13 protein-coding genes are annotated in these 15000 nt (G+C 44.7%); 6 read left to right on the forward strand and 7 right to left on the reverse strand.

Translation table 11 applies throughout. The features are described 5' to 3' along the window. Position 1: 1 nt before the first annotated feature. Positions 2-1339 (reverse strand): Na(+)-translocating NADH-quinone reductase subunit A, encoded by a 1338-nt coding sequence (locus DN730_RS15840; protein ID WP_115469125.1) that lies wholly within the window; start codon positions 1337-1339, stop codon positions 2-4. Between the two features lie 405 nt (positions 1340-1744). On the opposite strand from DN730_RS15840, the gene folX reads away from it, so the two are divergent. Genes folX through DN730_RS15855 form a run of 3 tightly spaced genes read left to right on the forward strand, consistent with a single transcriptional unit; the run spans position 1745 to position 6298 of the window. Next, positions 1745-2110 (forward strand): dihydroneopterin triphosphate 2'-epimerase, encoded by a 366-nt coding sequence (gene folX, locus DN730_RS15845; protein WP_115469126.1) that lies wholly within the window; start codon positions 1745-1747, stop codon positions 2108-2110. A 13-nt stretch (positions 2111-2123) separates the two neighbouring features. After that, positions 2124-5534, forward strand: a complete 3411-nt coding sequence (gene mfd / locus DN730_RS15850) for a transcription-repair coupling factor (protein ID WP_115469127.1) — start codon at positions 2124-2126, stop codon at positions 5532-5534. Continuing rightward, the gene (locus DN730_RS15855) at positions 5531-6298 is read left to right on the forward strand and encodes a hypothetical protein (RefSeq protein WP_147290590.1); all 768 of its coding nucleotides are present in this window, start codon (positions 5531-5533) and stop codon (positions 6296-6298) included. Before mfd ends, DN730_RS15855 begins: the two co-directional genes overlap by 4 nt. Before the next feature lie 57 nt (positions 6299-6355). On the opposite strand, the gene sohB is transcribed toward DN730_RS15855, so the two are convergent. Beyond that, positions 6356-7387: a protease SohB gene (gene sohB, locus DN730_RS15860; protein ID WP_115469129.1), complete on the reverse strand. Its 1032-nt coding sequence runs from the start codon at positions 7385-7387 to the stop codon at positions 6356-6358. A 182-nt stretch (positions 7388-7569) separates the two neighbouring features. Here sohB and nhaB point away from each other — a divergent pair, with 182 nt between their 5' ends. Then, entirely contained in the window at positions 7570-9075 is a 1506-nt protein-coding gene (gene nhaB, locus DN730_RS15865; protein WP_115469130.1) for a sodium/proton antiporter NhaB, read from the forward strand. Between the two features lie 50 nt (positions 9076-9125). On the opposite strand, the gene dnaQ is transcribed toward nhaB, so the two are convergent. From dnaQ to DN730_RS15880, 3 genes are read right to left on the reverse strand one after another with little or no spacing between them, the layout of a single operon-like run. Further along, complete coding sequence (gene dnaQ / locus DN730_RS15870) at positions 9126-9863, reverse strand: DNA polymerase III subunit epsilon (protein WP_115469131.1); 738 nt, start codon at positions 9861-9863, stop codon at positions 9126-9128. Next, positions 9860-10303: a ribonuclease HI gene (gene rnhA, locus DN730_RS15875; RefSeq protein ID WP_115469132.1), complete on the reverse strand. Its 444-nt coding sequence runs from the start codon at positions 10301-10303 to the stop codon at positions 9860-9862. The genes dnaQ and rnhA overlap by 4 nt, the downstream gene beginning before the upstream one ends. Beyond that, positions 10300-11040, reverse strand: a complete 741-nt coding sequence (locus DN730_RS15880) for a class I SAM-dependent methyltransferase (RefSeq protein WP_115469133.1) — start codon at positions 11038-11040, stop codon at positions 10300-10302. Before DN730_RS15880 ends, rnhA begins: the two co-directional genes overlap by 4 nt. A gap of 92 nt (positions 11041-11132) precedes the next feature. Between DN730_RS15880 and gloB the strand changes: the two genes are divergently transcribed. Continuing rightward, on the forward strand, positions 11133-11909 hold the full coding sequence (gene gloB / locus DN730_RS15885) for a hydroxyacylglutathione hydrolase (protein WP_115469134.1): 777 nt from the start codon (positions 11133-11135) through the stop codon (positions 11907-11909). Between the two features lie 57 nt (positions 11910-11966). Then, positions 11967-13628, forward strand: a complete 1662-nt coding sequence (locus DN730_RS15890) for a lytic transglycosylase (protein WP_115469162.1) — start codon at positions 11967-11969, stop codon at positions 13626-13628. A gap of 67 nt (positions 13629-13695) precedes the next feature. Here DN730_RS15890 and ppnP read toward each other — a convergent pair whose 3' ends face one another. Both ppnP and gcvA read right to left on the reverse strand, forming a co-directional pair. Beyond that, the gene (gene ppnP, locus DN730_RS15895) at positions 13696-13980 is read right to left on the reverse strand and encodes a pyrimidine/purine nucleoside phosphorylase (protein WP_115469135.1); all 285 of its coding nucleotides are present in this window, start codon (positions 13978-13980) and stop codon (positions 13696-13698) included. Positions 13981-14044: 64 nt separating this feature from the next. Next, positions 14045-14941, reverse strand: a complete 897-nt coding sequence (gene gcvA, locus DN730_RS15900; protein ID WP_342768192.1) for a transcriptional regulator GcvA — start codon at positions 14939-14941, stop codon at positions 14045-14047. Positions 14942-15000 lie beyond the last annotated feature (59 nt).

The raw sequence follows: 15000 nt of genomic DNA on the forward strand, positions 1-15000 counted from the left end.
GTTAACCCTCTTTCTCAATCGTTGTGAGACAATCACGCAAAATTGGGCCGTACTCAAACTTACCCGAACACGAATATGTCATTAACGCCAAGTCTTCTTCATCCAGCTCCAGTGCACCTAGTTTTTGTGCCTGCTCTGTATCACCAACCACCAAAGAGCGTAGTAGTTGAGTTGGAAGAATATCCAGCGGCATGAGTCGTTCAAAGTGCCCCAAAGGCAGCATTGTACGATCACTACCATTAGTTGTTGTTGTCATGTCAAAAGCAGACTTGCCAGTAAGCTTGGAAATGAAAACATTCAATACTGAGTGTTTCTCAACGCCAGCACGAAGGTAATGCATCATTTGACGTTCACGTCCTTCCTGCAATACAACAATCTGTGAATGGTAGCGACCTAAATACGCGTAAGGGCCTGCTGCTTTGCGACCAGACAACACAGGACCAGATATAATACGGTTTTCGCCTTCATTCAGTTCACCTGCAACCAATGCATTAATATCCGCACCGATAACAGTTTTAATTAAACGAGGCTTCTTAACCTGTGGACCTGCGATCGATATAACGCGTGTCACATCAAGCACACCGTTAACAAACAGCTCACCAATTGCGACGACATCTTGATAACCAATCGTCCAAACTGTTTTCTTGTCGCTAACAGGATCTAGGAAATGGATATGTGTTCCAGCTAAGCCTGCAGGGTGCTTACCTGCGAACTCTTCAACAGTCACATCAGACGTTGCAGGAACTTTACTGCCCGCAGCTTTACATAGAAAAACCTTACCTTCTGTAAGGCGAGTCAGAACAGTCAAACCGTCGGCAAACGCTTCCGCTTTATCCGCAAGAACTACAGCAGGGTCAGCTGCCAGCGGGTTAGTATCCATTGCGGTAACAAAAATGGAACTTGGTACTGTATCGACAGCAGGAACTTTAGAATATGGTCGAGTACGAAGTGCGGTCCAAAGGCCAGATTCGACAAGGTTTTCAACGACCTTATCTCGATCTAGGGATTTCAGATCAGAACCTGCGTATTTTGCAAACTCGACTGCGTCATCACCTTCAACGTCAATGACGACTGATTGGAGTACTCGGCGCTCACCACGGTTAATGGCGGCTACGGTACCTGAGGCTGGGGCGGTATACTTTACTCCTTCCGTTTTTTTATCTGTAAAGATAACCTGCCCTTTTTTGACCTTATCGCCTTCTTTAACCATCATGGTTGGTTTCATACCGTGATAGTCAGGTCCGACAACTGCAACCGATTTTGCAGCAGCAACACCGTCAATAACTTGATCGGGGGCTCCACTAATCGGTAGGTCTAGGCCTTTTGAAATTTTATACATTATGCTCTGCCCAACAATATAATTGAACACAAAAGCGTACTTGCACTATGAGTCGAATCCCCTCCGGGAAAGCATTCCGACTCAAACCACCAAAGCAGACGGTTAGTAGTGCAATATCACTTCACCAAAAAACCGAAGTATTATAGTGATCATTCACATCGTTGACTACTAGCACTCACTTTCTTTACTGATCAAAAATGTCGAAAAGTAACAAAATAACAACTATAAACGCCGTTTATGGCCCATTCTGCGGCTAAAATCCGCGTACTTTTCCTACATCTTTTTTACAAGATGCATCTAAATTCCTGATTTCGACGTACAAAGACCGCTTTAAGTTGCGACTCCTACCTTAAAACGACACAATATCCCAATTATGGGTACATTGAACTAACAAGGATTCTAGATATGCCTAGTGAAGTAGCTCAAATACGCATTAAAGATCTTCGCCTTCGCACTTATATTGGTTTTAACGAAGAAGAGAAAAAGAATAAACAAGATGTGGTCATAAACGCTCTCATTGAATACCCCGCAGGGCAAGCCTGTTTAAGCGATGAAGTACTTGACGCAGTGAACTACAAAACCATCTGCAAATCTCTGATTAACCATGTTGAGTCGAATCGGTTCTTGTTACTTGAACGCCTTACAGCAGAGCTTCTAGACATTTGCCTGCTGCCAGAGCCTGTTACTTTTGCTCAAGTTGAAGTGGATAAACCTTTCGCTCTCCGCTTTGCTGACTCAGTATCATTCAGACTTGCCAAACACAAACCTTAATCCAGCAGCCCAAATGACGACTAACAACTATTTAAATTTTTCATCTGGATATAAAAATAATCTGGATTCACACAACATCAGCCATAAAGCAAAGCTGATCATTGACACGGCCAACCAACACCACGCCCCTATTCTTTACATTGCTGCCAGTGCCAACGAACTCAATACTTTGGAAGAGAATCTACGTTTCTTTAATAGCTCCTCCATCCCCATCATGCGCTTCTCCGATTGGGAAACACTACCGTATGATAGTTTCTCTCCTCACCAAGATATTATTTCAGATCGGTTAGATACCCTTGCTAAGATTCGTGATATCAAAACTGGCATCATTCTGACTACAACGTCGTCTGCACTAACCCGTATTTGCCCGCCCGAACATATAGATGCGCAACGCTTTGACCTGTTTGTCAGCCAGAAGCTTGAGCAAAAAACATTGATTGATCGCATAAACAATGGTGGCTACTTAAACGTAAATACGGTCAACACTCATGGTGAGTTTGCCGTCCGAGGCGCCATTTTGGATATTTTCCCTATGGGCGTAGGCAACCCTATTCGTGTTGAATGGTTTGACGATGAAGTGGAGTCCATTCGATGGTTTGATGTTGAGAGCCAGCGTACAATTGAAAAAGTTGAACAAATAAAGATCCTACCCGCTCGGGAAGTGTCTACCACCAAACAGGGCATCACACAATTTCGAAAACGCTTTCGTGAGCGCTTTGACACCGACCCTATGTCTAGTCCTATTTATCAAGACGTGAGTGAAGGGATTATTCCTGGAGGCATTGAATACTACTTACCACTGTTTTTCGAAACAACAGCGACGATCTTTGACTACTTGCCTTCGAATACGCTTTTGGCACGCAATGACGAAATCAATGAGTACATTGGTGCCACGCTCCTTGATTACAAAACACGTCATGAGTCATTGGCCTACGACATTCAGCGCCCAGTGCTAAAGCCACAAGAACTTTGTCTTACAGAAGAAGAGTTTTTTGCACTAAACAAACAATACCCAAGCTTAGTTTTCCAACACCGGCCCGTCGACGATAGTCACGTAGCACTACCGCCTCTCACTATTCAAGACCCTAGTAAAGCCTCGTTCGATGCACTCCAGAATTTTATCAATAGCATAAACCTACCTGTACTTATCGTCGCAGAATCCGCCGGTCGACGAGAAGCATTGCTAGATCTGCTTGCGCCAGCAAAGATAAAGCCAACTATTACTGAAGACTGGTCTGACTTTCAAACTAATCAACCCGATCTGGGCATTACAGATGGCGCGCTCTCCAGCGGATTTGTCGAAGACGGACAATTCGCACTCATCGCAGAGAGCGACATCTTAGGTGAGCGCGTTACCCAGAGCCGACGAAGAAAAGCCTCCAATATTGATGAAGACGCCATTATTCGCAACCTCACAGAGCTTCGCGTCGGCGCGCCGGTCGTTCACATTGATCATGGTGTAGGCAGATATCTTGGACTTACTAATCTATCTATTGACGGTCAAGAAACAGAACTGCTAACACTAGGCTATGCAAACGATGCCAAGTTATATGTCCCTGTATCGTCCCTGCAACTCATATCCCGTTACGCAGGTTCAGATGAAGAACACGCTCCACTACATAAGCTTGGCACCGACAAATGGAGCGCTGCAAAACAAAAAGCGGCGGAAAAAGCGCGCGACACAGCCGCCGAGCTACTGGACATCTATGCCAAGCGGGAATCTAAACCAGGCTATGCTTTTGATCAACCGGATGAGGCCTACCGTCAGTTTTCCGCAGGATTCCCCTTTGAGGAAACACCCGACCAGCAATTAGCGATTGATGCTGTGATAAGAGACATGTCTGCCGCAAAGGCGATGGACAGACTAGTATGCGGTGATGTTGGGTTCGGCAAAACGGAAGTAGCAATGCGCGCCGCTTTTCTAGCAGTACAAAGTGGTAAACAAGTAGCGGTATTAGTGCCGACAACACTCCTCGCACAGCAACACTACGATAACTTTTGCGATCGTTTTGCGGATTGGCCAGTGCAAATTGAGCTTTTATCGAGATTTCGCTCTGGCAAACAAACAACGACAGCCATTGAACAAATAGAAGAAGGCAAGGCAGACATTGTTGTCGGCACCCATAAACTAATTCAAGGCAACATCAACTTCGCAAACTTAGGGTTGGTTATTATTGATGAAGAACATCGATTCGGGGTCAAACAAAAAGATCAGTTCAAGGCCCTACGCGCTGAAGTGGATATTTTAACACTTACGGCCACGCCAATTCCGCGAACTCTGAATATGTCACTCAACGGAATCCGTGATTTATCTATCATTGCTACTCCCCCAGCAAAACGTTTATCGGTCAAAACATTTGTCAAAAAACGAGATACTCATCAAATTCGCGAAGCTATTCTCAGAGAACTTTATCGAGGTGGTCAAGTCTATCTGCTCCACAACGAAGTTCAATCTATCGAAAAAGCCGCAGAAAACATAAAAGACCTTGTGCCTGAAGCAAGAGTGATCGTTGGCCACGGGCAAATGCGTGAGCGGGAGCTTGAGCAGGTCATGTCAGACTTCTATCATAAAAGAGCAAATGTACTCGTCTGCTCAACCATCATTGAAACAGGAATAGACGTCCCCAACGCTAACACCATCATCATTGAAAGAGCGGATAAGTTTGGCTTAGCGCAGCTGCATCAATTACGTGGACGTGTTGGTCGTTCTCACCATCAAGCCTATGCCTACTTATTGACACCGGATGATAGAAAAGTAACACCCGATGCAGAAAAGCGCTTGGAGGCCATTAGCTTAGCCGACACGTTGGGAGCAGGTTTCACATTGGCTACACACGATTTAGAGATTCGTGGAACCGGCGAACTGCTGGGAGATGGACAAAGCGGACACATTGAACATGTTGGCTTTTCTTTATTTATGGAAATGCTAGATCGAGCAGTCGCATCATTGAAAAATGGCGAATCCCCTGATGTTGATATCTCATCGCCCACCCAAACCGACATCAATTTACGGGTCCCAGCGCTCATCCCAGAAGATTACTTAGGGGATGTACACAACCGATTAATTCTGTACAAACGAATCGCTAGTGCCAAAAACGACAGCGAACTTAAAGAACTTCAAGTGGAGATGATTGATCGCTTTGGGCTACTGCCGGAGGCCACCAAAAATCTATTTCGACAGACTTCGCTGAAATTCAAAGCAGAAGAACTTGGCATCAGCAAAATTGAGGCAAATCAGAGCGAAGGTAAGATTTTCTTTAAACCAACGACACCCGTTGATCCAATGAAACTTATTAGCCTCATACAAAAGCAACCGGACCAATTTAAATTATCAGGCTCGGACACTCTGCGTTTTATTGTTAACATGCCGAATGCAGACGAGCGATTCACCCATACAATTAAGACTTTGGAACAACTACATTGAAACCTTCTCGACTCATAGCATTAGGGCTAATGATGGCAAGCATGTCAGCCCAAGCGAACAACACAGAACTAGACAATATCAATCGAGACACTGCTCGTGCTTACGAAGCTTACATCATGACATTTATCTGGCCCGAAAAGATGAGCTCCGAGCACATCGACTACGAGAGTGTTTTAAGCTTGGGCGACATCCCTAAGTTTACCCAAGACAGTGAAGAAGCGAATCAGAACAGCGTCACACTGGCAGCTGACATCGAGCCACTGAAACAGCCGTTTGATGATTTCAAACAACGCTTTGCCAAAAATACGCATCTTCTAGCGAACGAACACTGGACACTTATTTTCCCAGAGACAGGGGCAACAATTAGCAGAGCGTTTCACAGTGAAGTGCTCGATGATGGGTATTCAGAATTTGTAGCGAGCGTAGATTTTACCCTAGGACGATATTTAGAGAGTGACCTAACGTACCGCCATTTTCTCTTTGATACTTTTACCAGCGTTGTGCCAAGCCCATCGGATACGAATGAAGTTAGTCAAGACGACCCCATGCCACCGACTACCAAGCACATCGAGCCGGCACTAGAGCTTAATTTAAACTTCAATAACAAAACTGCCAGCACCAAGCTCAATTATATTGACCACCCAATCATTGGTACTTTGATTTACTTTGAACCACTAGAGCTAGAAGATGCCATTGAAAGAATTTCCATGCAGCAGCTAATGGACAATCCCCCTGATGAAGGGTCAGCCAATCTGACTGAATAGAACAGCGCTTAACAGCGTAGCGAATAATTCCACTGCGCTGTTAAACTCGGCTTAGACTCAATAGCCCTTACTGTTTAAAATTTTTGTCAACCACCCTGTCGCTTTGTGCTCCACCGCAGACAATACACTCAATCCCAACCGCTCTGTAAACGGCTTCGGCTCTTGGTAAGACACTTGTAAAACATCATAATCAGCATAGAACCCCTCTAAGTAACTGTCACTCGTCATTACTTCATCGGCCAAGTGATTTTCTATTGCTTCCGATCCATACCAAGTTTCACCGGTCGCTATTTCTTCTATATCGAGGACTGGACGATTTTTCGATACAAAGCGCTTAAAAAGCTCGTGAGTACTCTCTAGGTCTTGTTTAAACTTTTCTCGCCCCTCATCCGTGTTCTCACCTAACATTGTCAAAGTGCGCTTATATTTACCCGCTGTATGCAGCTCAACATCGATATTACTTTTATCAAGCAAACGATGAACATTTGGAACTTGAGCCACTACCCCGATGGATCCGAGTATCGCAAAAGGCGCGGCGATAATCTTATCAGCGACACACGCCATCATATACCCACCGCTCGCAGCGACTTTATCAACCGTCACAGTAAGAGGTACGCCTTTGTCACGAATTCGTTGCAATTGGGACGCAGCGAGACCGTAACCATGAACAACCCCCCCAGGACTCTCCAAACGAACGACTACCTCATCATCGCTCGTCGCAACACTTAACACGGCGGTAATTTCTTCGCGCATCGAGTTCACCGCGGATGCCTTCATGTCTCCATCAAAATCGATGACATACACACGCTTTTTCGACGCCTCTTCCCTTTTTTCATCAGTCTTCAATCGCTGCTTTTTCTCTTTTTTGAGCGCTTTTAGCGACTTCTTAAGCGATTTTTTGTCTAGTAGTTGCTTACGCAACTCTGACTTCATTGCATCGTACCCCTCATTTAACTTGGTTACAGAGAGGCTGCCTTTGCGCGCTTTGTTACCTTTGCTGCTAGAGATAACCGCTACAATCAACAAAATAATTAACGCAATGCTTAATAAGCGAATTAAAAAGCCCGCGTAGTCCGCTAGAAATTCCAATACTATCTCCTGCTGATATCGTATAAGTAAAATGAACCCTTTAAGAAATGGGGGGTGATACGTAAATCGCAATGGCTAAATCACGACAAAGTTATTTTTATCTGGCGCCCAATGCGACATTTGCTTAGTATTTGCGCATTCTAAAATAAGCTCAATCAAAATAAACTCAAGGAGCGCTATCTATGAAAGCGTCGCTTTCAAAAGCTTTCGGTAATAACTTTTTAGGGGCTTCTCCGCTTTGGTACAAGCAAGCCATTATTGCCTTTCTCATTCTAAACCCAATAATAATGATTATTTTTGGGCCATTCGTAGCTGGGTGGCTACTGATTGTGGAGTTTATTTTTACCCTGGCCATGGCACTGAAGTGTTATCCACTTCAACCTGGTGGCTTATTGGCAATTGAAGCAATTTTACTTGGCCTAACCACAAGTGACGGCGTTTATCACGAAGTAGAGTCCAATATCGAAGTTATTCTGTTGTTGATGTTCATGGTCGCAGGCATCTACTTTATGAAAGATATGCTGCTTTACATTTTCAACCGTTTACTTATTCGCATTCGTTCAAAAGTACTAATTTCCTTGGTTTTCAGTCTAGCTGCCGCCTTTTTATCGGCCTTTTTAGATGCATTAACCGTTACAGCCGTTCTCATCAGTGTGAGCGTTGGATTTTACTCGGTGTACCATAAAGTCGCCTCTGACCAACCTAGCAGCTCTTCCTACGACCGTAATGGTGATGACTCAGTTCTCCCCGTAAACCAGAAAGACCTTGCACAATTTCGAGCTTTTCTTCGTAGTCTACTGATGCACGGGGCAGTTGGTACCGCTCTCGGCGGCGTCTGCACACTGGTAGGAGAACCGCAAAACCTATTAATAGCCAATGTCGCAAACTGGGATTTTATCGAATTCTTTGTTCGTATGGCTCCAGTCTCTATGCCTGTCTTAGTCATGGGGTTAATAACAGTAGTCGTATTAGAAAAATTCAAGTGGTTTGACTACGGTGAAAAGCTACCTGAAAACGTACGTAACATCTTAAAAAATTACGCTGATGAGGAATCAAAGAAAAGTACGGCTAAAAATAAAGCTCAGCTGATTATACAAGGCATCGTCGCTGTCATATTAGTGCTATCACTTGCGTTCCACGTAGCAGAAGTCGGGTTAGTGGGACTGATGATTATCATACTGCTAACGTCAATGAACGGCATTACAGAAGAACATAGAATTGGGCACGCATTTGAAGAAGCGTTACCTTTCACGGCGTTGTTAGTTGTTTTTTTCAGTGTCGTATCGGTAATCCATGAACAACACCTATTTCAACCGTTTATTGATACCGTTTTAAATTTCCCAACTAGCAGCCAACCGATAATGTTCTTTTTAGCAAATGGCGTCCTCTCTGCTATAAGCGACAACGTGTTTGTCGCAACGGTTTACATTGGAGAAATCAAAGAGGCCTTAGACAAAGGCATCATCACTCGAGAACACTTTGATTTACTTGCAGTGGCCGTCAATACAGGGACAAACTTACCGAGTGTTGCGACACCTAACGGGCAGGCAGCTTTCTTGTTCTTGCTAACCTCTGCTATTGCTCCGCTTCTACGCCTATCCTATGGCAAAATGGTTTGGATGGCGTTGCCTTATACTCTCGTCCTTACGACTGTCGGTGGACTTTGTGTTGTTTATCTAGCCCTATAAATAATAAATCGTGCCGATATAAAGCACTCGCTTTTATATCGGCACGCATATTAAGACTCTGCTACGACTCCCTCAGATGATTCCAGTTTTCGCCACAGTGAGAGGCCGGACTTTTTGTCAATGATATCCAAGCGCTCTTCATGTAATTTCAATTCATTCTCAGAGGGTTTTATCACAGGTAACCTAGGACGGTCAGAAGAAAGTCTGCGAATGGCTAAAGTATCCTCGTCACCATCACCACCTCCGTCACCGCCTAGCCCGCCCATACTAATTTGACCGCCGGTCATCAGTAGATAAACGTCGGCTAAGATTTCCGAGTCTAATAAAGCGCCGTGTAGCTCCCGATGCGTATTGTCAATACCATACCGCTTACATAAGGCATCAAGATTGTTCTTCTGCCCTGGGTGCTTCTTGCGTGCGTACACCAAACTGTCAAACACTGTACAGACGTCAGCCACTTTGGGATATCCGCCCAGCATCGAAAATTCATTATCTATAAAGCCCACATCAAAAGGAGCATTATGGATAATCAGTTCGGCACCTTTAATAAACTCTAAAAACTCTTGTGCAATATCAGCAAACTCTGGTTTGTCTGCTAAAAACTCATTGCTAATACCGTGAACATTAAATGCCTCTTCCTCGACTTCACGATCCGGCTTTATATAGACATGAAAATGGCGATTGGTCAGTTTACGACCAATAACTTCTACACAACCAATCTCAATAATTCGGTGCCCTTGTCGAGGATCAATACCGGTGGTTTCGGTATCCAGTACAATCTGTCTCATGCCTCAGCCCTCAACTCTTCTATACCTTGGTTTGCAAGCTGATCAGCGATTTCATTGCCCTCAATACCAGCATGCCCTTTCACCCAATGCCAGTTCACTTCATGAAATTGACACAATTCGTCAAGTTGTTGCCAAAGGTCTTTATTTTTAACTGGCTGCTTTGATGCCGTTTTCCAGCCTTTACGCTTCCACCCTGACAACCACTCGGTGATCCCTTTCTGGACATAAGAAGAATCCGTATAAAGATCAACCAAACACTTTTCCTTCAAGGCTCTTAAGCCCTCTATTGCACCCAACAATTCCATACGGTTGTTAGTCGTATCATGTTGACCACCACATAGCCGTTTCTCGTGTTGACCAAAGGTCAGCCAAGCCCCCCACCCACCGATACCGGGGTTACCTTTACAAGCTCCATCTGTATAGAGCGTCACTTCTTTCATTTATTCATCTCTTTAATTGTAGGCTTTGTTAGTGGCGGCACTCGAACTTTCGTTGCATGCCACCGTGGCTTCGAGGGTATATATCGACGTGTTTGCTTTGTTACCGTTAGAACGTAAACACCACCAACGGGTAATTTCATTGCTTTTGCCAACCTTCCAACCCAAGCAAAACGATTGCGCCATTTGCCAGATTTAACAGGTAAATCGTAACCAAGAACATCCGCATTCTCTAGTGTAAGACCCGCAACCTTTAGCCAGTCCTCTAAACGCCTTTGAGAGATACACCTCGCAGACCAAGGGGCCTTCGACCTTTTCGAAAACATCCGCCGCACTCCCCAAAAACCAATCGGGTTAAAGCCCACAATTATAAGCTTTCCACTTGGCAGTAATGTACGGGCTACTTCATGTATATCTCGATGGGGGTTTTCTGAAAGGTCTAGCGTATGGTGTAGAATAATCACATCAATACCATCAGACTCAAATGGCAGTTCACTCATGTGGGCGACAATTGTCTCCTCTGGTGCGCCTAGGTCTAGCTGCGGAGACAACACTATAGTCTCTCTCACTCGATGATGATGAAACGATAGACGCTTCAACGGCGTCTGTTGCAGCAGATAGTAACCCACTGCATTATCAAGCTCTCTTTCAATGACATCATGCTCTTCATTGAGCAAGCGCTCGCCTAGCTCCGTTGCATACCAACCTTGGAATAATTGTCTTGATTGGTCATCCAACATACAATGCTCTCTTATTAGTAAAAATGACTGTATGAATTAAAGTGGCACATGCCACTGCCAACTCTCTATTATTTAACCATATCGATAGGCTTATGACATTTATTCCATTACCCGCATTCAATGATAATTATATCTGGATTACACATAATCGAGAACAAAAGCACATTTGGGTAGTTGATCCAGGCGACGCTGAAGTTGTTGACAGCTACTGCAAACAAAATGCATGTCGGGTAGCAGGTATTTTGATCACACATCATCATAAAGATCATATCGGTGGCGTAAAAACACTTGTAGACAACTATGATTGCGAGGTATTTGGCCCAAGACATTTGGCTCCTGAGGTTATCTCCCGCCCATTAGAAGAGGGTGACTGCGTTACAGTTGACGGTGAGGAGTTGTTGGTACTCGCTACGCCTGGACACACACTTGATCATTTGTGCTACGTTGGGCAATCATCTGATACACCATTTATATTATGCGGAGATACGTTATTTCGCGGTGGCTGTGGTCGTTTGTTTGAAGGTTCGCCAGCCCAAATGCTGCAATCACTAACACGCCTCAGACAGTTGCCTGGCGACACACTCGTGTACGGCACCCATGAATACACTCTAGCAAACTATCGCTTTGCTCGAGCGATCGATCCGGACAACGTCGCGTTGCAAAACTCCGAGCAACAAGCCGCCCGCTTACGAGCCAACCATACACCTACCCTTCCGTCCACCATTGCAGTGGAGCAGCAGACCAACCCATTTCTTAGGTTTGATGTAGCGTCTGTGGTACGAGGAGCAGCCGAACTACTTGGTGAAGCACCAGCAAGTGATTTGATAGGAGCATTCGCTCAAATACGCCGAGCCAAAGACGGCTTTTAGTTGACCTACATGCCAGCATCCTTAGAATGCTGGCAAATTAAACAAAATGTGAGCAGCATGACCAAACACCTACTCATCGCCTTTTTAGCAGGCAGTATCCTTACAGGGTGCCAATCTCTTACCCAAAAACCATCTGACATTGCTGAGATAGACGCTGAGAACGAAGACATAGGCGCGCCCGAGGCCGACTCAGAGCAACTAGGGTTTATTGATACTGTTGACCCTATTTTACCGACAGAGGAAACCCAACCTACACCTGTTGAAGCAGTGCCGGAAGAAATTGTCGCCATCCCTCAACCACCCAAGGATCTCTGGGACCGAATTCGAGATGGGTATCAATTAGATCTAGACATCGATAAACCTCGATTAAAATCTCAGATTCGCTGGTATAGCTCACACCCTTCCTATTTAGATCGTGTCTCAAAACGTGGTGAGCGCTACATGTATTACATCGTAGACGAGCTGGAGAAAGCAGGTCTCCCCTTAGAAATAGCATTACTTCCGATTGTAGAAAGCGGATTTGACCCGTTTGGGTACAGTCACGGCCGAGCTTCTGGACCATGGCAATTCATCCCCTCGACCGGACATATGTATGGTTTAGAACAAACATGGTGGCTAGACGGACGCAGAGATATTCAGCTGTCGACCCAAGCGGCGATCGCCTATCTAACACGGCTTCATAAAATGTTTGATGGGGACTGGTTGCATGCATTAGCGTCGTACAATTCTGGGGAAGGAACGGTAATGCGTGCTATTCGACGTAACAAAAAAGCTGGGAAGCCAACGGATTTCTGGTCTCTAGATCTTCCAACGGAAACCCGCGCTTACGTCCCTAAGTTGCTTGCTCTAGCAAAAATCATGAAAAACCCTGAAAAGTACGACTATCAAACTCGCTTTATTGCAAATCGCCCGTACTTTGAAGAAGTGAATATCGGTGGTCAACTCGACCTGGCCCAAGCAGCAAAGATGGCTGACATTAGTATTGATGAGATCTATCTACTTAATCCAGCATTCAATCAATGGGCAACATCTCCTGATGGTCCCCATAAACTTCTCATCCCAGTCAACAAGTCGAAGACTTTTCGCACCAAGTTAGCCTCTATCTCAGACAATGAGAGAGTCACTTGGGTTCGCTATACTGTTCGAGCTGGGGACAGCCTGTTAGTCATTGCCCGAGATCACAATACAACGGTTGGCGTACTCCAAGATGTTAATAAAATATCGTCTTCGTTTATCAGGGTGGGACAGCAATTAATGATCCCAGTTGCTGGAAAAAGCTCGGAGAGCTACACATTAAGTTCACACCAACGCTTGTTGGAGAAACAATCACGAGCACCTAGCCGCAATTTGATTAAAATTAACTACCGTGTAAAAAGTGGCGATAGTTTATGGAGCATTGCTCAACAATATAATACAGACACTAAAACACTGGCGCGCTGGAATAACATGGGCCTTGGCGATCCGCTATTTCCAGATAAAAACTTGGTTGTGTGGATGAAGCCAAAATCAGGTAAATCGTCTGCCTCAACAAGCACACGAGAGGTAGTAAAACGCGTCATATACACCATTCGCTCTGGTGACTCTCTCGCGTTAGTCGCTAATAAATTTAAAGTATCGGTCAGTGATATTCGTAAATGGAACCCAAAAGTAGGAAGTCAGAAATATGTCCAACCAGGAGATAAGGTAACGCTATTGGTTAATGTGGTTGGTGGTGGCTAACAATCAGCATTGTTAATACTTTTAAAATTAGAAAGGAGGCTAAAAAGCCTCCTTTCTGCTAAGAGGATTATTCGTAACGACAAAGGTATGCAGTCACTTCAGTAACCTTCACACCAAACGTTTGATGCGCTTCTACAATAAATGTCTCCCCTTTGGAATAAGTTTTCCACTCGGTAGACTCTGGTAGCAGTACGGTCAAACTTCCCGATACAACACTCATATATTCCCGCTGAGACGTACCAAACTCATACTCACCAATACTCATAACACCTACTGTGGACGTACCCTCAGCATTCTCTAATGCAATGGATTTGACCGAATCATCGAAATAACTATTTACTACTAAAGACATATCGCACTCACACTCATCAACTTAGCCTAGCTGGCCATACAACTTAAAGGGACATCAAAGGATGTCACCCATCATTCATCTCTTCTATTATCCACTCTTTAAACGCTGTCATCGCAGGCGTAATGGCACGATCTTTTTCGTACACAAGGTAAAATGACCGATTGGTGTCTAGTTGCTTATCAAACAGTACTTTTAGCTGCCCTGACTCCAACTCGGGCCCGATCAAACTGACATCTGACAGCGCAATACCTAAGCCTTGGCTTGCCGCCCCCGCAGTCAAAGAGCCACTCGAAAACATCAATCCGCGACGGAATACTTTGGGGTCAAGACCATTTTGCACCAGCCAATCAGTCCATTCGTCGCTACGTTTGCTAACATGCAACAGCGGATAGAAACGCATATCTTCTGGCTCATTGATGGGGTTGCTTGGCTTGATCATTTTCGGTGAACATACTGGCGCTAATCGAATAGGCCTCAAATAGTACATTTCAACATCATCCCAATCTCCCGCACCAAAATACACAGCCATATCCACCTTACCAATAGAAAAGTCAATCAGCCCCATTGAGGAACTAATCTCTAATTCAATGTCAGGATAACGTTGCTGAAATCTTTCCATACGAGGCATTAACCATCGCGTTAAGAATGATGGTGCAACCGCTAGATGCAATGATCCTGCGTGTTGAGCAGTATGTAAATCAGCGGTAGCCTGTTCCAAAAGCTGAAACATCTGCTTAATAGGGCCAAGATATTTCTCTCCCGCCTCCGTCAGTACTACTTTTCTTTTCGTGCGACGAAATAGTTCAAGATCAAGAAACTCTTCGAGACCCTTTATCTGATGACTGATCGCTGAAGGCGTAACGTTTAATTCCCGCGCAGCCTTATTAAAACTTCCATGGCGCGCAGCCGATTCAAAACATTTAAGCGAATTTAAAGGCGGTAATCTGTTGATACGTAACACTCCAAGGTTAAAACAACACTATTACTATACATCGAGCCTGCTACCTACCTGCAATTGAA

This window comes from Marinomonas piezotolerans (genome assembly GCF_003362755.1).
Lineage (GTDB): Bacteria > Pseudomonadota > Gammaproteobacteria > Pseudomonadales > Marinomonadaceae > Marinomonas > Marinomonas piezotolerans.